Origin of the sequence: Synechococcus sp. CS-197, assembly GCF_025128215.1 — a bacterium.
GTDB lineage: Bacteria > Cyanobacteriota > Cyanobacteriia > PCC-6307 > Cyanobiaceae > Synechococcus_C.
Genome location: NZ_JAHLZC010000004.1, coordinates 1 through 20,811, shown reverse-complemented (window position 1 = coordinate 20,811; position 20,811 = coordinate 1). Strand labels below are relative to the sequence as shown.

Here is a 20,811-nt window from a genome sequence, read left to right as displayed (position 1 = left end):
GTCGATTGATGCTGGTGACGCGGCGATGATGCACGGACTGCTCTGGCTTCCACTGCTGCTGGTGTTCGTGTTGCTGGCCGCCTTGGGTTGGCTCGAACGTCGCAGGCAGTCCCTGTTCAGGCAATGGAGTCAGTCGTCGGAGCTGGCCAAACTCGATGGTTGCGGAGCAGCCCGCCTCAAGGAGGGTGAACTCAGCTGGAGCAGTTTTCACGCCGGAAGTTTCCGAGAAGAGGGTCGGTTTGTGATCAAGACCCTGGAACTGGTTGAGCTGATGTCGCTGGCCTCGGGAGACACACCGCTCTCGGATGAATCCCAGGGCCAATGCCGTCTGCGTTTGATCGGAGAAGGGCAACAGATGGACGTTCCTTTCTCGGATGCGGAACGGGCCCGTCGCTGGATGGAACAGCTGATGGCCAAGGCCCGCTGTGACCTCTGATGCCCCGCAGTCAGACCCAATCCAGCCAGCGTCGGGTATCGAAGGCCGCAGGACCGCTGCCTCCAAGCGTTGAACGCCGCAGGCGCCTGCGGCAAGAGCGACGGCGAGACCAGTTGATTCAGGCCTGGAGAATCATTGTTTTCAGCGGATCTGCCTCTGCTTTGGCCTGGATTCTCCTCAGTGCTGGCTGGACGCTGCGCTCCATCGACCAACTCCAAGTCGTTGGCAGTGATCGCCTAGGCCCTGGCAACGTCGCCAAAGCCGCAGGGCTGCGGTTTCCACTTCCGCTGCTGTCGTTGAAACCGAGCACGCTCGAACGTCGCCTGATGGCTGAACTGCCCGTGCAGTCGGTGACCGTGCATCGGCGGTTGCTGCCGCCAGGCTTGGAGGTGGAACTGCAAGATCGACGCCCGATCGCCGCCGCCACGCGACGGGGAGCGGGGGGAACGGAGCAGGGCATGGTGGATCGCGACGGGCGCTGGATGCCCCTGACCGTGGCGCGCCAGGGCGAGGCACCGACCAGTGCTGTACGCGTGCTGGGCTGGATCCCAAGCCGGCGCTCAACCATCGCCAAGCTGCTCGAGCAAAGGGATCAGCTCGGCAGCCCCTTGCAGGTGATCCACATCGCTCCCGATGGTGATCTCAGCCTGCGCACAACCTCCCTCGGCCTCGTGAAACTCGGCTCCAACGGAGCCTTGCTGGACCAACAGCTCAACACCGTGGTGCAATTGACGCGCAGCCTTCCGGCCCAGCTGCGTGGTCAGAACGACACCAGCATTGATCTTTCAGATCCAAGCAAGCCCGAGCTGCAATTGCCGGCCAAAGCAGCCAAGAAAGCGAGCGAATCCTGACCACCGGTTGCGCTCTCGCCCAAGGAAACCGAGTGTGTCCAGACCTTCAGCGATCGTCACTCGCAGGGACATAATGCACTCGCAGCTCAACGGGTCAGCACGAACCATGGAGATGGTGAACGGTCAGATGTCGTCGTCTCCAGCGGTTGAAGGGATTCTTCCCAGTCAGTCAGCCCGGATTGAGGTGATCGGCGTGGGCGGTGGTGGCAGCAATGCCGTCAATCGCATGATCATGAGTGACCTCGAGGGTGTCGCCTATCGCGTGCTGAACACGGATGCCCAAGCCCTGATCCAGTCATCCGCGGAACACCGGGTTCAACTTGGTCAAACCCTCACCAGGGGCCTGGGCGCTGGTGGCAATCCCAACATCGGCCAGAAAGCGGCTGAGGAATCCCGCGCCGATCTCCAGCAAGCCATCCAGGGTGCTGACCTGGTGTTCATCGCTGCCGGAATGGGCGGAGGAACCGGCACCGGAGCGGCTCCCGTTGTTGCCGAGGTCGCCAAGGAAAGTGGCGCTCTCACCGTTGGCATTGTCACCAAACCGTTTGGTTTCGAAGGTCGCCGGCGCATGCGTCAGGCTGATGAGGGCATCGCTCGCCTGGCAGAGCACGTGGACACCCTGATTGTGATCCCCAATGACAGGCTCAGGGATGCGATCGCAGGTGCTCCTCTTCAGGAAGCGTTTCGCAGCGCGGACGATGTGCTGCGGATGGGCGTGAAGGGAATCAGCGACATCATCACCTGCCCAGGCCTTGTGAATGTGGATTTCGCCGACGTGCGTTCGGTGATGACCGAAGCCGGCACAGCCCTGCTTGGCATCGGCGTTGGATCAGGACGCTCCCGGGCCATCGAAGCGGCCCAGACCGCGATCAACAGCCCACTGCTTGAGGCAGCTCGGATCGATGGCGCCAAGGGATGCGTGATCAACATCAGCGGCGGTCGTGACATGACCCTCGAGGACATGACCAGTGCGTCCGAAGTGATCTACGACGTGGTGGATCCCGAAGCCAACATCATCGTGGGTGCTGTGGTGGATGAGGCTCTCGAAGGGGAGATTCACGTGACTGTGATTGCCACGGGGTTCGAAAACGGTCAGCCCTATCGCAGCGAACGCAGCATTCCTCAGGCCGCACCCTCTGCATATGCATCCCCTGAACCCTCGGACGCTGGGGCCAGGATTCCCGAGTTTCTGCGGCAGCGCCAATCCCGTCAGGATCCAACGGACTGACGTTGAGCCACTGCAGAGCTCGCACAACGGCTCTGCAGTGTTTGAAAAGGGGTGACCCGGAATCCACGCCTGTCCCGAGCATCCCGTGTGGCTGCTGCCTTCCGGATCTGACCAGGTTTGGGCGTCTGAACCGCATGGGTCCGAGTCACTTCGGATGTTAGCAATGGACTCCCGCTGCCTAGAGGAAGAGGTTGAGAGCCTCGGATCTGATCCGGTTCAAACAATCCGGCCGCACCATCACGATGCTCACGGCCTGGGATGCCCTGAGCGCTTCTGTCGTTGAAGAAGCCGGTGCTGACATCGTGCTGGTGGGGGACTCTCTGGCCATGGTGAGCCTTGGGCACGCCACCACCTTGCCCGTGACTCTTGAGCAGATGCTGCTCCACACCCAGGCGGTCTGCCGTGGCTTGAGCAAGCCCCCCTCTGAGCAGCCATTGGTGATCACCGATCTGCCTTTTCTCAGCTACCAGTGCGGTCTCGACCGTGCCGTGGCCGCTGCAGGACACCTGCTCAAGCATTCATGCGCAGGCGGCGTGAAACTGGAAGGCGCCGAGCCGGAAGTGGTGCAGGTGATCGAGCGGCTGGTGCGCATGGGGATTCCTGTGATGGGCCACCTCGGACTGACCCCCCAATCGGTGCATCAACTGGGGTACCGCCGCCAGGCGAAGGATCCCGTGAGCCAGGAACGGTTACGGCTCCAGGCTTCGGAACTGGAGAAGGCCGGTTGCTTTGCAATGGTTCTGGAGCACGTGCCCGAAGCCCTGGCTGGTCACCTGCGGCGAGACCTGGCGATCCCTGTGATCGGAATCGGTGCCGGGCAGAACTGCGATGGTCAGGTGAGCGTGACCGCTGACCTGCTGGGTCTCACCCCCCGGCAACCCCCCTTCAGTCCTGCCCGCCTTGAGGGGAGGACTCTGGGCATTGAGGCGCTTCGGTGCTGGCTGGAGGAACAGCGACAGCCGGGAGCCGATCCCACCACTGCACAACCTCCACCAGGATCTGATTGCTGAGGGCCATACCAAGGGGGTCTGTGAGTCGCCAACGGCGCCCTTGTTGCTCCAGCAAGCCCTGAGCGAGGAACACCTGCCAACGCTGTTCCAGCTCTGGAAGATGCACGGCACAGCGCTGGGCACTCCAACCACTGGCCAAGGCCTGCTGCAGCAAATCCACCCCCTCCCGGCGGCGTAGCCCCACCAACAGCCGGTCTTCGAGGCTGAGCGGCTGTGCGCTCTCCCGCAGCAGCGAGGTATGGGGCCCTTCCTGCTGTTGCTGCTCGAGCCACAGGGCATAGGCCTCGCGGATGCGCGGCCTGGCGAATCGCTCACCCCAGGGGGCACTGGTGGCGCCAAGGCCAAAGGCCCACCACCCCGCACCACTCCAGTACACGCGGTTGTGGCGCGAGGCATGCCCCGGCCAGGAGTAATTGGAAATCTCGTAGCGGCAGTACCCCGCCTCGAAAAGACGCTGCGTCGTGAACGCGATTCGATCGGCGGCACCGTCCTCATCGGGAAGCCTGAGCGTGCCCTGCTGCTCGCGCCTGGCGAACACGGTGCCAGGCTCAATGCTGAGGTCGTAGATCGAAAGGTGGGGCGCCTGCAGCGCCACGGCCTCCGAAAGGGTTGCAGCCCAGGCCGCATCATCCTGGTCGGGGAGATTGCGGATCAGATCCAGGCTCCAGCTGCGTAGACGTCCATCCTGAAGAAAGCGCTGCATCCAGCGGCAGGCCTCCAGCACATCCTTGCGGCGATGTCGGCGCCCCAGAGCAGCGAGCACACCATCATCGAAACTCTGCCCACCAAGACTCACCCGGTTCACACCGTGGCGAACCAGGGCCGAAAGGTCGTCGAGCGCGAAGCTGGCTGGATCCATCTCCAACGTGACCTCCGCCCCTTGTTGCAGGCCGAAACGGTCAGTCAGGGCCGCGAGCAGGCCTCCCACCTGATCCGCCGTCAGCAGGGACGGGGTGCCGCCACCGATGTACACCGTGGCCAGGGGGGGACCCGCTGGCGACAGGCGGATCTCTTGGAGAATGCTGTCGAGGTAGAGCGCAATGGATCCGCTGCCAGGACCATCCAGCGCTTGCACACGATCACCAAGCGGGACGACTGCGAAATCGCAGTAGAAGCAGCGGCGATGGCAAAAAGGAATATGGAGATAGGCGCTTCGGGGCGCGGGTGCGGACATCATCCCGAGCCAAACGGTCGACGATGATGCATGCTGCCTTCAAACGGGGTGAGCAGCCGGGATCCAACACGATGGTTGAAGCGCTCATTCTCCTTCTCTTTCTGATCTCCGGTTCAGCCACGGGCTGGATGGGCGTGCATCTGCTGCCCCAGGAGCTTCTCGACGACGTGAACGCCCAGGGGGTTCGCCTTGGCCTGACGGCTGCTGGTGCGGGCATCGGCATCGTGGCGGGGCTCGTGTTCCGGAGGCTGCGGCAGCAGCTGATGCGGCAAGTGCGCACCATGCCCACCGACCTGCTCGTGAGCCGGGCCGTGGGCCTGATCTTGGGGCTGCTGGTGGCCAACCTGCTGCTGGCACCGATTCTGTTGTTGCCCCTGGCGGGGGCCAGCTCCCTGGTCAAACCCCTGGCCGCCATTCTCAGCAACGGATTCTTCGGTGTGCTGGGGTACAACCTGGCTGAGGTGCATGGACGCACTCTGCTGCGGTTCTTCAACCCAACGTCCACCGAAGCCCTGCTGGTGGCCGATGGCGTTCTCACACCGGCAACGGCCAAGATCCTCGACACCAGCGTGATCATCGATGGGCGCATCCGCGGAATGATCGGCTGCGGCCTGCTGGAGGGAAAAGTGATCGTGGCCCAGACCGTGATCGATGAGATGCAGCAGCTGGCCGACTCCAACAACTTGGAGAAGCGCGGCAAAGGTCGCCGCGGCCTCAAGTTGCTCAATGAATTGCGCGAGGCCTACGAGCGTCGCCTCGTGATCAACACCACGCGCTACGACGGCGCCGGCACCGATGACCGGCTGCTCCAGCTCACCGAAGACACCGGCGGCACTCTGGTGACCGCTGATTTCAACCTGGCCCAGGTGGCCCGCTTAAAAGAGCTGAAGGTGATGAACCTCAGTGAACTCGTGATCGCCCTGCGTCCCGAAGTACAGCCAGGCGATGAACTCAATCTCAAAATCGTGCGGGAGGGCAAGGCCGATGACCAGGGAGTGGCCTACCTGGAGGACGGCACGATGGTGGTGGTCGAAAATGCCCGTTCAGCGATTGGAGAACGCCGTCCTGTGGTGATCACCGGCGCTCTCCAGAATCCGAGCGGGCGCATGGTGTTTGCCCGTCTCGATCAGGACCGGGCCCCAACCGTGGTCGGCAAAGAAAGCAAGGCGTCCAAACCACCGCGCAAGCTCAAAAGCAACGAGCGTCCAACGTCGGAATCCCGCTAGGCTCCTGCCACGACAGGAGATGAGAAGCGGATGACCACGTCAGCCCCGTATTACGGCGATTCGTCGGTGATGAGAACACCGCCACCGGATCTTCCCTCCTTGCTGCTCAAGGAACGGATCGTCTATCTCGGGCTTCCTCTGTTTTCAGACGACGACACCAAGCGTCAGGTGGGGATCGATGTCACCGAATTGATCATCGCCCAACTCCTTTACCTGGAGTTCGACAACCCCGACAAACCGATCTACTTCTATATCAACTCCACGGGAACGAGCTGGTACACCGGTGATGCCATCGGTTTTGAAACCGAAGCGTTCGCGATCTGCGACACCCTTCGCTACGTGAAACCTCCCGTCCACACCATCTGCATTGGCCAGGCGATGGGAACAGCCGCTGTGATCCTTTCAGCCGGCACCAAAGGGCAGCGCGCCGCTCTTCCCCATGCCTCGATCGTGCTGCACCAACCTCGCAGCGGCGCCCGCGGCCAAGCCACCGACATCCAGATCCGCGCCCAAGAGGTTCTCCACAACAAGCGCGCCATGCTGGAAATTCTCTCCACCAACACGGGACGCTCCGTGGAAGAGCTCTCGAAGGATTCCGATCGCATGAGCTATCTCACGCCTGAGCAAGCCAAGGAGTACGGGCTGATCGACCGCGTCCTCACCAGTCGCAAGGATCTGCCGGCGCCGGTTCCCGCAGCCTGACCTCGTTCACGACCAACTTTTTCCACCCGTCATCCCCCAGGAACCATGCCCATCGGAACTCCAAGCGTCCCTTACCGTCTTCCCGGCAGCCAGATGGAGCGCTGGGTCGACATCTACACCCGTTTGGGAGTGGAGAGGATTCTGTTTCTCGGCTCGGAAGTGAACGACGCCGTCGCCAACAGCCTGGTGGCTCAGATGCTGTACCTCGACTCTGAAGACAGCGGCAAGCCGATTTACCTCTACATCAATTCCCCTGGTGGCTCGGTAACCGCAGGCCTGGCCATCTACGACACCATGAAATACGTCAAGAGTGACGTGGTCACGATTTGCGTGGGCCTAGCCGCCTCGATGGGTGCCTTTCTTCTCGCAGCCGGCACCCAAGGCAAGCGCCTGGCGCTTCCCCACAGCCGGATCATGATCCACCAACCCCTGGGCGGAACCGCCCAACGTCAAGCCAGCGATATCGAGATTGAAGCCCAGGAGATCCTGCGCATGAAAGAAATGCTCAACCGCTCCATGGCGGACATGAGCGGCCAGAGCTTCGAGAAAATCGAGAAGGACACCGACCGTGACTACTTCCTGAGCAGCCAGGAAGCCATGGACTACGGCCTGATCGACCGCGTGATCGCCCACCCGAACGAGGCCTGAGCCAACCGGCGCTTGCGTAAGCTCAGTCGTTACCAAGCTCCACAACCACCGTCCGGATGGCTCAGCTTTTCTACGACACCGATGCCGATCTCTCGCTGCTCAGCGGCAAGACGGTGGCCATCGTCGGCTATGGCTCCCAGGGTCATGCCCACGCCCTCAACCTCAAGGACAGCGGCGTTGACGTGGTGGTGGGTCTGTATGAAGGCAGCCGCTCCGCTGAGAAAGCCAAGGCCGATGGCCTCGAGGTGCTCTCTGTGGCGGAGGCTGCAGAACGAGCCGACTGGATCATGGTGCTGCTGCCTGATGAGTTCCAGAAGGACGTTTACGCCAAGGAAATCGCACCGCATCTGAAAGCGGGCAAGGTGCTGAGCTTCGCCCATGGCTTCAACATCCGCTTCGGACTCATCAAGCCGCCTGCCGACGTTGATGTGGTGATGATCGCCCCCAAAGGTCCGGGCCACACCGTGCGCTGGGAATACCAGAACGGCCAGGGCGTGCCCGCCCTGTTCGCGATCGAGCAAGACGCCTCCGGCAACGCCCGTGGGCTGGCCATGGCCTACGCCAAAGGAATCGGTGGCACCCGAGCCGGAATCCTGGAGACCAACTTCAAAGAGGAAACCGAGACCGACCTGTTCGGTGAACAGGCTGTGCTCTGCGGCGGTCTTTCCGAACTGGTGAAAGCAGGTTTCGAAACCCTGGTGGAAGCCGGGTACCAGCCCGAGCTGGCTTACTTCGAATGCCTGCATGAGGTGAAGCTGATCGTGGATCTGATGGTGAAAGGCGGCCTTTCGGCCATGCGTGACTCCATCTCCAACACCGCCGAATACGGCGACTACGTCAGCGGTCCGCGCCTGATCACGGCCGACACCAAGGCGGAAATGAAGCGCATCCTCGGCGACATCCAGGACGGCACCTTCGCCAAGAACTTCGTGGCGGAATGCGAAGCCGGCAAGCCAGAGATGAACAAGATCCGCGAACAGGACCGTCACCACAAGATCGAGGAAGTGGGCAAGGGACTGCGGTCGATGTTCAGCTGGTTGAAAGCGTCCTGAGACGGGGACCATTCAGTCCGCTTATCTGGTGATCGCCGCGGCCGGTTTCGACTGGTTGATCGGTGATCCCCATTGGTCACCCCATCCAGTGGTCTGGATGGGGAGGGCCATCCACTGGCTCAGGCAACGGCTGGAACCCTGGGCGGGAGACCGTCCCAGGGCACTGCGCTTGAGTGGTGGTCTGATCACGGCGGCCCTGGTGTTGACCAGCGCGGGCGCTGGTTGGCTGATCGAGCGTCTTTGGCTGCAATCCAGCGGACTGTGGCAGTGGGCTGCCGGTGTGATCCTGATCGTGGCCCTCGCCAGTGCGCTGGCGGCACGAAGCCTTCACGACAGCGTCATGGCCGTGGTCAAGGCCCTCCCAGCCAAGGGCGATGAAGAGCCGACCCTGGCCCGGGAGCGGCTGAGCTGGATTGTGGGCCGTGAGACGAAGCAGCTCAGCGGCAATGAGATTTTGCGAGCAGCTGCGGAGACGGCCAGTGAAAATGCCGTGGATGGCGTCTTCGCGCCCTTGTTTTGGATGCTCGTGGGCGTGGCCCTGTGGAGCGCAGGCTGGCTGCAAAGTCCTGGCCCCCTCGCCCTGGCGTGGGGGTTCAAGGCCAGCAGCACCCTCGACTCCATGCTGGGCTACAGGCGCGGGAGATTGCGCTGGCTGGGAACCGCTGGCGCCCGTTTGGACGATGCCCTTACCTGGCTGCCCTGCCGGCTGGTGATGGTGACGCTGCCGTTGATCAGCCGCAGCTGGTGGTTCTGGCCCTCATTGGTGCGAGCAGCGGAACGGGATGGCGCTGCAGATCCTTCACCCAATGCCGGACGATCGGAAGCGATCTACGCCCATTGCGCCGGGGTTGAGCTGGGGGGCTGGAACCGCTACGGAAACACCTGGATCGAGAAACCCCTGCTCGGCGCTGGGGGAGCACAGGCCGACCCACGCGGCGTGCGAACCATCCTGTCGCTCTCATCACGACTGGAATGGATGTGGCTGGCGGCAGCAGCAGGGCTGAGCCTGCTCACGCAGCACTAACGCAGCGCATGGGGATCAATACGCCCCGCGGTCCATCGGCAGCAACAGCACACCGAACGTGCGCAGGATGATGGCGCAATCAAGCAGGAAGGAACGGCCTCGGGCATAGGCCAGATCCAATCGAACCCTCTTGGCATAACTGAGGTTATTGCGCCCGCTCACCTGCCAAAGCCCCGTCAAGCCTGGACGGACAGCCAGCACTTCATCCATGTAATCGGAATAACGCTCAATCTCCTTATCAACGATCGGCCTTGGACCCACCACGCTCATTTCCCCACGCAACACATTGAGGAACTGGGGAAGTTCATCAAGACTTGACCGCCTGAGAAACCGGCCAATCGGTGTAATCCGCGGATCGTTCCGGAGCTTGAAGTCACGCTCGAACTCAGCACGCATGGCTGGCGATCGCTCCAGCACCTGCGCCAGCACGGCATCCGCATCGGCTCGCATGGTGCGGAATTTGATGCAGCCGAAGCGCCGGTAGCCGCGGCCAACGCGTTTCTGCACATAAAACACCGGCCCCGGAGAGCTGAGTTTCACCAGCGCTGCCAAGACACCGAACAGCGGGGCACCCACCGCAAGAACCGCGAGTGAGAAAAGCACATCACCGCTGCGTTTGAGCGTGCGCCCCACGCGGCTTTGACGGCGCACGAGGGTGAGCGCCGTCAGGCTCGAGGGAGGCGCGGAAATCAGCTCCAGATGCCGACGCGATGCACGACGCCTGAGCCCGGAAGCCGAAGTCTTCAACACAGATCGCCCTGATGCGCTGAGCAATCCCTGTCCCTCCTGTCTCATCCCAATCAACTGCAACGCCAATGATCCGTCAGCACTTCAGGGTCAGTAGCTGCAACGGCACAGAAGCAAAGCCCAGGCTGCAAGCGTTTCGCCATCCAGTCTCACAACGCGACAGGTTCATCACGAAGTCTCTCAGGAAATTGCCGACGACTCGCCTTGTCCCGAAGCTTGGGACATGGCAATCACCAGCACCCCTCTCAACAGCCTTCTTGAGGAATCCCTGAAAGAGGCCTCAATCGGTGAGACCGTTCACTTTCGCTGGCATGCCACGCCAGTGGGAATTGCTGCCTTGTGGCATTCAGACGACCAGCCTCTGACCCCTCCTTTCGACGACGCCTTGAAGGAAGGACTTGACGTTGGGCTTGACCTAAGCAGGGAAGAACGAGAATTCCATCAGGTCAGCCTCGGGCTGGTCCTGCTGTTTCACTCCTGATTCAGGACGATTTGATGGCATCGAAAACGGAGAGGGTGGGATTCGAACCCACGAGGGTGTGACCCCTACACGATTTCGAGTCGTGCGCAATCAACCGGACTCTGCCACCTCTCCCTGCGCAGTCATGCGCTCAATCACTTTAGTGCTCCGCCCCACGCCCCACCCAAGCCAGCTCCCCGCGTGGGATTAACAGATCCCTGCGACGCAGAGCAAGCAGCCGCTGTCCCACCTGAACCTGCAGGTGACGACCTCTGGCACCGGTCACGCGCAAACCCAGGCCTGCACTTGTCAACGTCTGCCCAGAGCGCAGGGGGAGCTGCCCCTGCTGCTCCGCCAAAACAGTGTGCGCCAGGGGACTCCAACATCCGGACTGGTCCATGGCCACAGGATCCATCACCGCCACCCAATCGAAACGGGCATGGCCAAGCCCCGCGCCCAGTTGCCTGGCCACATGGCAACTCAAACCATCGCCATGGCTGCTCAACAAAGCCGCACGGCCGCGATGGCGCAGCACCAGCCATTGGCGTCCCCACTGCTCCACCCTGATCAGGTCATCGCTGCACTGCACCCACCCCTGCACCACCACAGCCAACAGAGCCAGGGGAACGGCGTGGCAACGCCAACGCCGCAGCGCGGGTAACCACCAGGGAATCAAGGCAAGGGCAAGCGCGAGCACCACCAGCGGTTGGGGACGGCCGGTGAGCAACTGGGCCCAAGGCCAGCCACTGATCCAGTGCACCAGAACGATCAGCACGCCTGCCAACTGCTGAACGGGCCAGATCAGCCAGGGAAGAACGAAGGCGGTGATCGGCGCCGGCGCGACCAGCACAAGCAGGGCCAACGCCATCGCCGACAGGGTGAGCGGAGCGAGCAAGGGAGCCGCCAACAGATTGCTGACCAGGGCGTAAAGGGGGGTCGAACCGAAATGCAGCAACTGCAGGGGCAGGGTCCAGGCCAGAGCAGCGATGGGGACGGACAGGGCAGGGGCGAGGGGACGCAGCCACCCCGGCCCATGGGTGCAAAGCCACTGTTCCAAGGGAGCAGCCGACACCACCAAACCCGCGGTTGCTGCAGCGCTGAGTTGAAAGCCCACCGAACGGGCCCAAGCTGGATGCATCAGCAACATGAGCAGCAGGGTGAGCACCAGCACGCCGAGCGGGCGACTGCGCTGACCCCCTTCACGGATCAGGAGAGCGGCGGCGCCCATCAGCACGGCCCGCACCACCGAGGGCTGGGCACCGGCCAACGCCAGAAACAAGCCCATGGCACTTCCCCCGGCCCCGATGCGCAGCGCAGACGGACCTGAGCGGGTGGCCGCCAGGGTGGTGCCCAGCAGCACGGACAGATGAAACCCTGAAGCGGCGAGGGCATGAGAGAGACCCGCCACGCGGAAGGCCTCACGCAGATCCGCCATCAGATCCACCTGCGCACTCCCCAGCACAAGCGCGGCCAGCAGCCCCCCGCGCGCAGGTCCGGCTGCCGTGGTGAAGGCCTCGGCAATGCGCCGGCGGCCATCGGCCAAAGGCGTCCAGGACTGGCGCAAGACCCGAACGGACGCACTGCGGATCTGGCTCCAACTGCCTCGAGCGAGCAAGCGCTCCGCTCCGCCACGAAGCAAGGGGTGAGCAGCAGGCCGAGGCCGTCGCAGCGCCCCTGTGACTTCAAGCCAATAGCCCCGATGCAGAGGCTGCTGACAGGGATCGACGGTGAGTTCCGTCCTCCCCCGGCGCCGCGCACCATCGAGATGATTCACCTCCAGCAGAGCGCGGCAACGTCCATCGCGAAGCCGTCCATCGTTCAGCAGACGTCCCTGGAGGGTCACCTCCACAGCCGGGCCCTTCACCGGAATCCAATGACTGGGATCCAAGGGATGGGGGCGCGGCTCAGCGGCCAGGCCGGAGCGGGCGATCACGAGCGCCAGAAACAGGCTGATCAGGCCCAGAGATGGCCTAGAAAGCCCGCAGCACCGGCGCAGAACGCCAAGACCGAGACCCAGCACCACCAGCAGCGTGCACCAGTGCTGCCAGGTCTGGGACAGCGCCGCTCCCAGGGATCCCAGCAGCAGGAGCAACGCCGTGGCCAGGGCCGAATTCATGGGGCACCCGCATCAGTGATGCAGCGAGGGTTCCCCGGTTGGCCGCAAAGGGATCAGACCGCTGCTGTTGCCGCACTCGGCTCCAGCAAGGGAAATCCGAGCGCCTCTCGCTCCGCCAGCCAGGCTTCGGCCACCTTGCGGGCCAGCGTGCGGATCCGGCCGATGGTGGCCGTGCGCTCGGTCACCGAGATCACGCCACGGGCCTCCAGGAGGTTGAAGGTGTGCGAGCACTTGAGCACAAAATCCAGGGCCGGAGCGGGCAAGTTCTGGGCGATCAGATCGGTGGCCTCCGCCTCATAGATCGCGAACAGCTGCTTCAGCCGCTCTGGGTTGGACGCCTCGAAGTTGAAATGGCACTGACCCTTCTCAAAAGGCAGCCAGATGTCGCCGTAACTGCGCTGGGCATTCCAACTCAGATCCCAGATGCTCTCCACATCCTGGAGATACATCGCCAGGCGCTCGAGGCCGTAGGTGATCTCAATCGACACGGGTTTGCAATCCAGACCGCCGCACTGCTGGAAATAGGTGAACTGGGTGACCTCCATGCCATCCAGCCACACTTCCCAGCCCACACCCCAGGCACCAAGGGTGGGGGACTCCCAGTTGTCTTCCACAAAGCGGATGTCGTGGTCCGCTGCCTTGATGCCGAGAGCCTCCAGGGAGGCGAGATAGGTCTCCTGAATGCCATCAGGGGATGGCTTGATCAGCACCTGGTACTGGAAGTAGTGCTGAGCTCGGTTGGGGTTGTCGCCATAACGCCCATCGGTGGGCCGGCGGCAGGGTTCTGGGTAGGCCACAGCCCAGGGCTCAGGACCAATGGCGCGCAGCACGGTGTGCGGACTCATGGTTCCAGCCCCCTTTTCCGTGTCGTAGGGCTGGAGCAACAGACATCCCTGCTCAGACCAGAACCGGTTGAGGGTGCTGATGATGTCTTGGAAGTGCATCCGTGCGTTGGGGCCGTTGCAGGGCATTCTCCTCAAAGACCCTCCCGGCTCAACTCAACGACAGACAACGGTGGAGATGGGCGATGGCGTGATGACGGTGGGGATGGCCATGGCCTGGTCCCATCATCCCCAGCCAGAAACTGCCATCGCCCTGGAACACGAGCACGGGCTTGGACGCCCCTTTCCCATGGGTCTCAAGCAGGGACATGCAGAGCTGCTCGGCCACTTCGGCTCCCCTGGGACGAGAGCGCAATCGGCGCAGGATGGGATCCACCTGCGAGAACGACACAAACGTGGCTTTTTGCGAGTCGGTCACCAGGATCATCCCGTCCAGCCACTGGACTTCACTGAGGAGATCTTCGATGGACGCCAACAGCGACGGCAGCGGAAAGGCCAACGTGAATGCCTCCGGTTCTTAATGATTCCTTCATAAGTCACCAGTCTCATTTGTCGCAAGCGATACAAAGGGTGTGTTGCAGCTCTTCAAGAGCGCAGGGTTAAAAGCCCCATCAGCCCCCCAGCCACAGGGCGATGACGGGCCAGGGGAAATCCCACGGCTCTGGCCAGCTGTTCCTGGGAGGCACCATCGGGAAAGCGCTGCAAACTGGCCTCGAGATAGGCGTAGTGGTCTTTGAGGCCAAGCCCATCGGCCACGGGAACCACCACACGCCGCAGGTAGGCCCGCTGAAAGCGCGCTGCCATGGACGTGGGCTGCAGTCGATTGAAATCAAGGAGGCCTGCCCGGCCCCCAGGCCGCAACACCCGTTTGATTTCCTGGAGACCCGCTGCCGGATCAGCAAGATTGCGCAACCCATAGGCCATCACCACCCCATCAACCGAGGCGGTCTCGGCGTTGAGAGCCAGGGCGTCGCCCTGCTGGAAAGCAAGCGTTAGCCAGGGCTCGCGCGCTGCGCGTTGGCGCGCAAGCGCAAGCGGCGCCTCGGCCGTGTCCACTCCCACCACCTGGCCACCAGGGCGAACCCGCCTGGCCAGTGCAAGGGCCAGATCGCCAGTGCCGCAACAGAGATCAAGCCAGCTCTCCCCAGAACGCGGAGCCAGATCGAGAAGCATCTGGCGTTTCCATTGGCGATGCAACCCAAAGCTGAGCAGGTCGTTCAGCCGGTCGTAGGTGGGCGCAGCGTCATTGAACAGCTGCTCAACAGCCTCTGGATCTCCAGGTTTCAAAGCAGGAAGTCGTTCAAGGTCATCACCATCACCGTGGCTAGTCCAACGGCAGCTGAACACACCAGACACCCCGCCAGCATCAAGGAAAACTCCTGTTGATCAACGGCGGATTGCATGAGCTGCAACCCCCAGGCCACCAGTGCGATCACGATGCTTACCAGGGCAAGCCCAATCCAGAAAGTCGGCGACCATGCGTTCACCTGAGGCACCGAAAGTGCACTCAAAACCATCGATTTGGACCCTTGGTTCAACACGGCGCTTGGCGCTTGCAGCGACGTATCAAAACTTTAAGTATCACCAGCGCCTTCGGGGGGGCGAATGGCCAGACCACGATGCAGCAGGTCGTTCTTGATCTCTTGCACCGTCAGAACGCCGTCGTGAAGCAGGGACGCCAGCAACGCGGCCGACGCGTGTCCACCGCTGGGACCCTGGTCGAGAGCCTCGGCGATGTGATCGAGCGTTCCAGCTCCACCGGAGGCAATCACTGGAACCGGCACCGCTTGGGCGACAGCACGGGTGAGGTCCAGGTCATACCCCGCCTGGGTGCCATCACCGTCCATGGACGTGAGCAGGATTTCTCCCGCTCCGAGCCTGGCCACTTCACGGGCCCAATCAACAGCGTCAAGGCCGGTGTTCTCGCGGCCACCCTTCACATACACATCCCATCCACCGCCATCACGGCGACGGGCATCGATCGCCACAACGATGCACTGACAGCCAAAACGCTGCGCGCCCTCTTGCACCAGCTCAGGACGCCGCACAGCCGAGGAATTCAGGCTGACTTTGTCAGCTCCAGCCCTCAACAACTCCGTGATTCCCTCCACAGAGCCGATTCCTCCACCAACGGTGAAGGGGATCGTGACCTGCTCCGAGGTGCGCTTCACCAGATCAACAAGGGTGGCGCGTCCTTCGTGGCTGGCTGCGATATCCAGAAACACCAGCTCATCAGCTCCGGCCTGGCTGTAGCGGCAAGCAAGCTCAACGGGGTCTCCGGCATCGCGCAGTCCAACGAAATTGATGCCCTTCACCACCCGGCCAGCGGCCACATCGAGGCAGGGAATCAGGCGGAGAGCGACCATGACGTTTGATTTGCGGCTGTTAGGGTTGCTGCCACTTTCCAAGCCTCGCAGGCCATGTCACAGCAGGCAGTCACCATCGACATCGGCTCCAAGGTGCGTGTCACCCGCGTTCGCGATCGCATCCCCAAAGCGCTGGTTGAGCTGCTGAAAACCGACGCCAATGGCACCGTGACGGATTTTCGGACCGTGGATGGCAAGGGAATCGGAGTGGTTGTTGAACTCAGCGATGGGTCAACCAACTGGTTCTTTGAAGATGAAATCGCTCCCGCCTGAGGACTCAACGCGTGAGTGACGCCCGTCAGCTGCTTGGCATGAAAGGTGCCAGCGGCACCACCAACATCTGGAAGCTGCGCCTGCAGCTCATGAAACCCGTGACCTGGATCCCGCTGATCTGGGGCGTGGTTTGCGGTGCAGCCGCCAGTGGGCATTACGAGTGGCGCCTGGATCATTTCGCAGCGGCGCTCGGCTGCATGGTGATGAGCGGTCCTTTGCTGGCTGGTTACACCCAGACCATCAACGATTACTACGACCGCGAGATCGACGCGATCAATGAGCCCTACAGGCCGATTCCATCCGGGGCCATTCCTCTGGGCCAGGTGAAACTGCAGATCTGGGTGTTGCTGCTGGCAGGTCTTGCCGTGGCCTATGCCCTGGATCTCTGGGCCGGGCACACCACCCCGGTGCTCTTGCTGCTTGCGCTCGGTGGGTCGTTTGTGAGCTTCATCTATTCAGCGCCCCCGCTCAAGCTCAAACAGAACGGCTGGCTCGGTAATTACGCCCTGGGAGCGAGCTACATCGCCCTTCCCTGGTGGGCCGGCCAAGCACTGTTTGGACAGCTCACTTGGGCGACAGCGATTCTCACCCTGGCCTACAGCCTCGCCGGACTTGGCATCGCCGTTGTGAACGACTTCAAGAGTGTGGAAGGTGACCGTGCCCTGGGCCTTCAGTCACTTCCGGTTGCATTCGGAATTCGGCCGGCAAGCTGGATCAGCGCTGGGATGATCGATATCTTCCAGCTGTTGATGGTTGCGGTGCTGATCGCCATCGGGCAGCATTTTGCTGCCGTGCTTCTGGTGCTGCTGATCGTGCCTCAGATCACCTTTCAAGACATCTGGCTGCTGCGGGATCCAGTGGCTTACGACGTGAAATATCAAGCCAGCGCGCAGCCCTTCCTCGTGCTCGGCATGCTCGTGACCGCCCTGGCAATTGGCCATAGTTCCCTGACTCCAGGGATGTGACCCGCACCCGTCGTCATTGGGTTCTGATCGGCGGATCTGCCGTTGTGGTGGGTGTTGGTGTTGCCCTTGCCCAGGCCGCTGTCACCCGCGCTTTCGACGCCACCCTCCCGGATGCTCGCGGGATCAGTCGTTTTAACCGCCCCGGCACGATCACCCTGCTCTCCAGCAACGGTGCCGTGATTCAGAAGCTCGGCCCTGCCACCCGGGAAAAAATCGAGCCTGGACAAATGCCCCTGCTGGTGAAGCAGGCCTTCATCGCCGCTGAAGACCGCCGCTTCTATGAGCACGACGGCGTGGATCTCTGGGGCATTGGCCGTGCTTTGGTGCGAAACGTCCGCCAGGGAGCCGTGCGCGAAGGCGCCAGCACGATCACCCAGCAGCTGGCCCGCACGGTGTTCCTGAGCCAGGACCGCACGCTGACCCGCAAGCTCAAGGAAGCGGCCCTGGCCTACAAGCTCGAACGCCAACTCAGCAAGGAGCAGATCCTCGAGCAATACCTCAACTATGTGTACCTCGGCTCCAGCGCCTACGGCCTGGCCGATGCGGCCTGGGTGTACTTCTCCAAAACACCGAGCGAGCTCAACCTTCCTGAGGCCGCATTGATCGCCGGCCTGCCCCCCGCGCCCTCGGTGTATTCGCCTCTGGTGAATCCGAAACTGGCCCTGGAACGGCGCAGCCTGGTGCTCGACCGCATGCGTCAGTCGGGATTCATCACAGCCAGCGAAGCCGAGCAAGCCCGCAACAGCCCGTTGGCGCTCAAACCTGCGATTCCCAAATACTTCAACAGTGCAGCGCCGTTCTTCACCAGTTGGGTCGCCCAGCAACTTCCCCGCCTGCTGACGCCGGAACAACTGGAAGTGGGCGGCCTGAAAATCCGCACCAGCCTGAATCTCAACTGGCAGAAGAAAGCACAATCCGTGGTGCGTGAATTCGCACCCTTCGACACCGAAGGCTCGATCGTGTCGATGGAACCGGGCACAGGCCTAGTGCGCGTGATGGTGGGTGGCAAAGACTTCAGCAGCAGCCAGTTCAATCGCGCCACCCAGGCGCTGCGCTCGCCCGGTTCCACCTTCAAGCTGTTTCCCTATGCCGCTGCGATCAATTCCGGGGTGAAGCCGGAAGACAAGTTCGTGGACGCTCCCCGCTGCTGGGCGGGCTACTGCCCCAAGAATTTCGGCAACAAATACTTCGGCACCATTTCCCTGGCGGATGCCCTGAAGAACTCGCTGAACACCGTGGCGGTGCAGCTGCAGGACAAGGTCGGGTTCGACGCGATCATCAGCACCGCCAACAAGCTGGGCATCGGCAACCAGCGCCCACTGGGCAAGTACTACCCCATGGCCATCGGGGCCTACGAGCAGACCGTTCTCGAGATGACAGCCGCCTATGCCGCTGTTGCCAATCGGGGGGTCTACGTGAAACCCACGGCTTTCGAGGAGATCCGAGGCCCAAACGGCAATGTGCTCTGGAGCAGGCGCGTGGACGGCGACAAAGGGCGGCGGGCCCTCGACAGCGACGTGGCCGATGCCATGAACTGGATGTTCCAACGGGTGGTGAGTGGGGGAACCGGCGCTGCGGCCCGCCTGGAAGACCGTCCGGTGGCCGGCAAAACCGGAACCTCAGAGGGAGCCCGGGATCTGTGGTTTATCGGATCGATCCCCCAACTCACCACGGCCGTGTGGTTTGGCTACGACAACAACAACGAAACCAACAGCAACAGCGGAGAAGCTGCCTGGGCCTGGAAGCAGTTCATGGAGGAGGTGAAGGGCACCTACCCGGTGCAGAACTTCCCCCCCAAGCCCGTGCTCACGCGCACCTTCCAGCCGCCCGGCAAAGCCAAACCCTCCGGAAGACGAGAGGAAGCCCCTTATCAGGGATACGACTACACCCCAGGGCCTGATCTCTGGGCTCCCGGCGAAGAGCCCTTCATCGGGGGAGAACCGCCGGCTGCACCAACGGCACCGCCACCCCGTTACGTCGCCCCACCAGGAGGACCGCCGGTGGATGAAAATTTCAGGCCGCTGCCGGTGCAGTGATCACGGCTGCATAAAACCCATCCCCACCCTGCGGGTCTGGCCAGCGCTGCTGTTCAGACGCCAGCACGAGCTGGGGATGACGCTGCAACCAGCCATGAATCTGTTCGGTGTTCTCGGCAGGGTGCACGGTGCAGGTGGCATACACGATCCGTCCGCCAGGCTTGAGCAATGGCACCAGGGCATCAAGAAGGCCAGCCTGCAGCTTCACCAAATCGGCAATCGACGCTTCGCTGATGCGCCAGCGCGCATCCGGGTGACGGGCCAACGTTCCCAGACCGGAGCAGGGGGCATCCAACAGGATCCGATCAAAGGAAGCTCGCCACTGCGGGCGTTCTTCGAGCAATTGCGCGGCATCCGCCGCCAAGGCATTGATGCAGCCACAGCCGAGTCGAGCAGCGTTGGCGGCCACCCGTTGCAGGCGCCCGCCCGAGCGGTCCACAGCCCAAACCTCTCCTTGATCCCCCATTAATTCCGCCAGATGGGTGGCCTTACCGCCGGGCGCTGCGCAGGCATCCAGCACCCGCTGCCCTGGCTCAACGGCCAGCAACGGCGCCACCCACTGAGCCGCACGATCCTGCACGCACCAGTGGCCTTCCTCGTACCCCGGCCACTGGCGCAGATCCCCTGCTGAGTGCAACACCTGCAAACCATCCGGGCAGCCGGGGATCGCCGCCGTGGGCATGCTGCATTCCGCCAGACGTGCAGCCATCTCTGCGGGCGATGAACGCAGCCGGTTGATGCGTAGATCCAACGGCGGCACCTGATTGCACGCCTGCGCCACTTGAGCGGCCTGAGCCGGGCCGCACCAGCGCAGCAAATCCTGGGTGAACCAGAGCGGCAGCGACTGGTTTTGCGCCAGCGCCAGCGCCGGATCGGTCGGCTGAACCAAACCATCGCCCGCTTCACGGGCCCGAAGCGCTGCGCGCAGCAGGCCATTCACCACAGGCGCCAGGCGCGCCAGCTTGCCCCGTTTGGCCAGTTCCACCGTCGTATTCACGGCAGCGGCGGCAGGGATCCGCTCCATGCGCAGCACCTGGTACAAACCGAGATGCAGCAACCAGCGCAGGCGTGGAGGCTGCTTGCGTGCCGGCACTTTGCCGAGCTTGTCGAGCCAGGCATCCAGCCACTGACGCCAGCGAATGGCGCCATAGGCCAATTCGGTGGCCAGGCCGCGGTCCGCGGCCTGCAAGGGGTGCTGACGCAGCGCTCGCTCGAGGGCGACATCGGCGTAAGCCCCAGCCGCCACAGCTTCCAGCACCTCCAAGGCCACACGGCGCGACGCCAGCCCGGGCGTTTCGGATCGAGACGGCGACTCACTCACGCGTGACAAACAACACCTTCTCAAGAGCTAGCGCCACACCCTTGACGGAACCACTCCAAAGTTGCAGCTGTTTTTTTGGAATACAAACGTGCCAGCGTTTGCCATGCAGAGAATGATCTTGGCTAGTACGGCTCTCGTGGTTTTCGCTCCTGTGTCGGTTGAAGCCACGGACGTGATAGGCGACAGCTTGGAACAGGTCACCAGCATCACTCAGTTCTCTGATGTGTATCCCACCGACTGGGCTTACCAGGCACTGAGCAACCTGATCGAGCGCTACGGCTGCGTCGCTGGCTACCCCAACGGCACCTACCGCGGCAACCGGGCCATGACCCGC

22 protein-coding genes, 1 tRNA gene, 1 other RNA gene and 1 pseudogene are annotated in these 20,811 nt (G+C 62.6%); 14 read left to right on the top strand and 11 right to left on the bottom strand.

The genetic code is table 11. The annotated features are described in order from the left end of the window. Positions 1 to 25 precede the first annotated feature (25 nt). The 3 genes from KQ296_RS00215 to ftsZ all read left to right on the top strand — a co-directional run bounded on the left by KQ296_RS00215 (position 26) and on the right by ftsZ (position 2,515). The gene (locus tag KQ296_RS00215) at positions 26 to 436 is read left to right on the top strand and encodes a hypothetical protein (RefSeq protein ID WP_041428633.1); all 411 of its coding nucleotides are present in this window, start codon (positions 26 to 28) and stop codon (positions 434 to 436) included. Beyond that, positions 436 to 1,287 (top strand): cell division protein FtsQ/DivIB, encoded by an 852-nt coding sequence (locus tag KQ296_RS00210; protein ID WP_011933656.1) that lies wholly within the window; start codon positions 436 to 438, stop codon positions 1,285 to 1,287. Before KQ296_RS00215 ends, KQ296_RS00210 begins: the two co-directional genes overlap by 1 nt. Before the next feature lie 73 nt (positions 1,288 to 1,360). Then, complete coding sequence (gene ftsZ / locus KQ296_RS00205; protein ID WP_041428635.1) at positions 1,361 to 2,515, top strand: cell division protein FtsZ; 1,155 nt, start codon at positions 1,361 to 1,363, stop codon at positions 2,513 to 2,515. A gap of 50 nt (positions 2,516 to 2,565) precedes the next feature. Here ftsZ and ffs read toward each other — a convergent pair. Beyond that, an RNA gene (gene ffs, locus KQ296_RS00200) (signal recognition particle sRNA small type) lies at positions 2,566 to 2,662 on the bottom strand. Positions 2,663 to 2,706: 44 nt separating this feature from the next. On the opposite strand from ffs, the gene panB reads away from it, so the two are divergent. Then, positions 2,707 to 3,525 (top strand): 3-methyl-2-oxobutanoate hydroxymethyltransferase, encoded by an 819-nt coding sequence (panB, locus tag KQ296_RS00195; RefSeq protein WP_011933658.1) that lies wholly within the window; start codon positions 2,707 to 2,709, stop codon positions 3,523 to 3,525. Here panB and KQ296_RS00190 read toward each other — a convergent pair. Beyond that, positions 3,407 to 4,699: pseudogene (locus KQ296_RS00190) on the bottom strand (coproporphyrinogen-III oxidase family protein); the annotation flags it as partial. The gene panB and the pseudogene KQ296_RS00190 overlap by 119 nt on opposite strands. 71 nt (positions 4,700 to 4,770) lie before the next feature. Between KQ296_RS00190 and KQ296_RS00185 the strand changes: the two are divergent. From KQ296_RS00185 to cbiB, 5 genes are read left to right on the top strand one after another with little or no spacing between them, the layout of a single operon-like run. After that, complete coding sequence (locus tag KQ296_RS00185) at positions 4,771 to 5,925, top strand: PIN/TRAM domain-containing protein (RefSeq protein WP_041428892.1); 1,155 nt, start codon at positions 4,771 to 4,773, stop codon at positions 5,923 to 5,925. A 30-nt stretch (positions 5,926 to 5,955) separates the two neighbouring features. After that, positions 5,956 to 6,627, top strand: coding sequence for an ATP-dependent Clp protease proteolytic subunit (locus KQ296_RS00180; RefSeq protein WP_011933661.1), 672 nt, complete (start codon positions 5,956 to 5,958; stop codon positions 6,625 to 6,627). A 45-nt stretch (positions 6,628 to 6,672) separates the two neighbouring features. Further along, positions 6,673 to 7,275 (top strand): ATP-dependent Clp protease proteolytic subunit, encoded by a 603-nt coding sequence (locus tag KQ296_RS00175; RefSeq protein WP_011933662.1) that lies wholly within the window; start codon positions 6,673 to 6,675, stop codon positions 7,273 to 7,275. A gap of 56 nt (positions 7,276 to 7,331) precedes the next feature. Further along, the gene (gene ilvC, locus KQ296_RS00170) at positions 7,332 to 8,327 is read left to right on the top strand and encodes a ketol-acid reductoisomerase (protein ID WP_011933663.1); all 996 of its coding nucleotides are present in this window, start codon (positions 7,332 to 7,334) and stop codon (positions 8,325 to 8,327) included. Between the two features lie 28 nt (positions 8,328 to 8,355). Beyond that, positions 8,356 to 9,351 carry an adenosylcobinamide-phosphate synthase CbiB gene (gene cbiB, locus KQ296_RS00165; RefSeq protein ID WP_011933664.1) on the top strand — a complete coding sequence of 332 codons (996 nt, stop codon included), beginning with the start codon at positions 8,356 to 8,358 and terminating at the stop codon, positions 9,349 to 9,351. Between the two features lie 15 nt (positions 9,352 to 9,366). Here the strand turns inward: cbiB and KQ296_RS00160 are convergent, their stop codons facing one another. Continuing rightward, positions 9,367 to 10,125 (bottom strand): sugar transferase, encoded by a 759-nt coding sequence (locus tag KQ296_RS00160; RefSeq protein WP_041428893.1) that lies wholly within the window; start codon positions 10,123 to 10,125, stop codon positions 9,367 to 9,369. A gap of 196 nt (positions 10,126 to 10,321) precedes the next feature. On the opposite strand from KQ296_RS00160, the gene KQ296_RS00155 reads away from it, so the two are divergent. Beyond that, on the top strand, positions 10,322 to 10,579 hold the full coding sequence (locus tag KQ296_RS00155) for a hypothetical protein (protein WP_011933666.1): 258 nt from the start codon (positions 10,322 to 10,324) through the stop codon (positions 10,577 to 10,579). A 27-nt stretch (positions 10,580 to 10,606) separates the two neighbouring features. Here the strand turns inward: KQ296_RS00155 and KQ296_RS00150 are convergent. From KQ296_RS00150 to hisF, 7 genes are all read right to left on the bottom strand, one after another. Further along, positions 10,607 to 10,693: transfer RNA gene (locus KQ296_RS00150), tRNA-Ser, on the bottom strand. 25 nt (positions 10,694 to 10,718) lie between these two features. Beyond that, the gene (locus KQ296_RS00145) at positions 10,719 to 12,674 is read right to left on the bottom strand and encodes a ComEC/Rec2 family competence protein (RefSeq protein WP_011933667.1); all 1,956 of its coding nucleotides are present in this window, start codon (positions 12,672 to 12,674) and stop codon (positions 10,719 to 10,721) included. Between the two features lie 53 nt (positions 12,675 to 12,727). Then, complete coding sequence (glyQ, locus tag KQ296_RS00140; RefSeq protein ID WP_011933668.1) at positions 12,728 to 13,618, bottom strand: glycine--tRNA ligase subunit alpha; 891 nt, start codon at positions 13,616 to 13,618, stop codon at positions 12,728 to 12,730. A 49-nt stretch (positions 13,619 to 13,667) separates the two neighbouring features. Further along, complete coding sequence (locus tag KQ296_RS00135) at positions 13,668 to 14,015, bottom strand: hypothetical protein (RefSeq protein ID WP_011933669.1); 348 nt, start codon at positions 14,013 to 14,015, stop codon at positions 13,668 to 13,670. 86 nt (positions 14,016 to 14,101) lie between these two features. After that, positions 14,102 to 14,803, bottom strand: a complete 702-nt coding sequence (ubiE, locus tag KQ296_RS00130) for a bifunctional demethylmenaquinone methyltransferase/2-methoxy-6-polyprenyl-1,4-benzoquinol methylase UbiE (protein ID WP_011933670.1) — start codon at positions 14,801 to 14,803, stop codon at positions 14,102 to 14,104. Further along, on the bottom strand, positions 14,800 to 14,952 hold the full coding sequence (locus tag KQ296_RS00125) for a hypothetical protein (RefSeq protein ID WP_259726274.1): 153 nt from the start codon (positions 14,950 to 14,952) through the stop codon (positions 14,800 to 14,802). Before KQ296_RS00125 ends, ubiE begins: the two co-directional genes overlap by 4 nt. Before the next feature lie 138 nt (positions 14,953 to 15,090). Next, entirely contained in the window at positions 15,091 to 15,882 is a 792-nt protein-coding gene (gene hisF / locus KQ296_RS00120; protein ID WP_011933672.1) for an imidazole glycerol phosphate synthase subunit HisF, read from the bottom strand. 54 nt (positions 15,883 to 15,936) lie between these two features. Here hisF and KQ296_RS00115 point away from each other — a divergent pair, with 54 nt between their 5' ends. From KQ296_RS00115 to KQ296_RS00105, 3 genes are read left to right on the top strand one after another with little or no spacing between them, the layout of a single operon-like run. After that, complete coding sequence (locus KQ296_RS00115) at positions 15,937 to 16,155, top strand: DUF2862 domain-containing protein (RefSeq protein WP_011933673.1); 219 nt, start codon at positions 15,937 to 15,939, stop codon at positions 16,153 to 16,155. A gap of 11 nt (positions 16,156 to 16,166) precedes the next feature. Continuing rightward, positions 16,167 to 17,120, top strand: coding sequence for a chlorophyll synthase ChlG (gene chlG, locus KQ296_RS00110; protein WP_011933674.1), 954 nt, complete (start codon positions 16,167 to 16,169; stop codon positions 17,118 to 17,120). Next, the gene (locus tag KQ296_RS00105; RefSeq protein ID WP_259726273.1) at positions 17,117 to 19,156 is read left to right on the top strand and encodes a transglycosylase domain-containing protein; all 2,040 of its coding nucleotides are present in this window, start codon (positions 17,117 to 17,119) and stop codon (positions 19,154 to 19,156) included. Before chlG ends, KQ296_RS00105 begins: the two co-directional genes overlap by 4 nt. Here the strand turns inward: KQ296_RS00105 and KQ296_RS00100 are convergent. After that, positions 19,134 to 20,477 (bottom strand): 16S rRNA (cytosine(967)-C(5))-methyltransferase, encoded by a 1,344-nt coding sequence (locus KQ296_RS00100; RefSeq protein WP_011933676.1) that lies wholly within the window; start codon positions 20,475 to 20,477, stop codon positions 19,134 to 19,136. The genes KQ296_RS00105 and KQ296_RS00100 overlap by 23 nt on opposite strands. A gap of 103 nt (positions 20,478 to 20,580) precedes the next feature. On the opposite strand from KQ296_RS00100, the gene KQ296_RS00095 reads away from it, so the two are divergent. Further along, positions 20,581 to 20,811: S-layer homology domain-containing protein (locus KQ296_RS00095; protein ID WP_259726285.1), on the top strand; the 231-nt coding region annotated here is incomplete at its 3' end.

Coding starts and splice junctions, on each gene's coding strand:
- KQ296_RS00215 (WP_041428633.1), top strand. CDS start 26: ATGATGCACGGACTGCTCTGGCTTCCACTGCTGCTGGTGTTCGTGTTG.
- KQ296_RS00210 (WP_011933656.1), top strand. CDS start 436: ATGCCCCGCAGTCAGACCCAATCCAGCCAGCGTCGGGTATCGAAGGCC.
- ftsZ (WP_041428635.1), top strand. CDS start 1,361: ATGCACTCGCAGCTCAACGGGTCAGCACGAACCATGGAGATGGTGAAC.
- KQ296_RS00185 (WP_041428892.1), top strand. CDS start 4,771: ATGGTTGAAGCGCTCATTCTCCTTCTCTTTCTGATCTCCGGTTCAGCC.
- KQ296_RS00180 (WP_011933661.1), top strand. CDS start 5,956: ATGACCACGTCAGCCCCGTATTACGGCGATTCGTCGGTGATGAGAACA.
- KQ296_RS00175 (WP_011933662.1), top strand. CDS start 6,673: ATGCCCATCGGAACTCCAAGCGTCCCTTACCGTCTTCCCGGCAGCCAG.
- ilvC (WP_011933663.1), top strand. CDS start 7,332: ATGGCTCAGCTTTTCTACGACACCGATGCCGATCTCTCGCTGCTCAGC.
- KQ296_RS00155 (WP_011933666.1), top strand. CDS start 10,322: ATGGCAATCACCAGCACCCCTCTCAACAGCCTTCTTGAGGAATCCCTG.
- KQ296_RS00145 (WP_011933667.1), bottom strand. CDS start 12,674: ATGAATTCGGCCCTGGCCACGGCGTTGCTCCTGCTGCTGGGATCCCTG.
- glyQ (WP_011933668.1), bottom strand. CDS start 13,618: ATGCACTTCCAAGACATCATCAGCACCCTCAACCGGTTCTGGTCTGAG.
- hisF (WP_011933672.1), bottom strand. CDS start 15,882: ATGGTCGCTCTCCGCCTGATTCCCTGCCTCGATGTGGCCGCTGGCCGG.
- KQ296_RS00115 (WP_011933673.1), top strand. CDS start 15,937: ATGTCACAGCAGGCAGTCACCATCGACATCGGCTCCAAGGTGCGTGTC.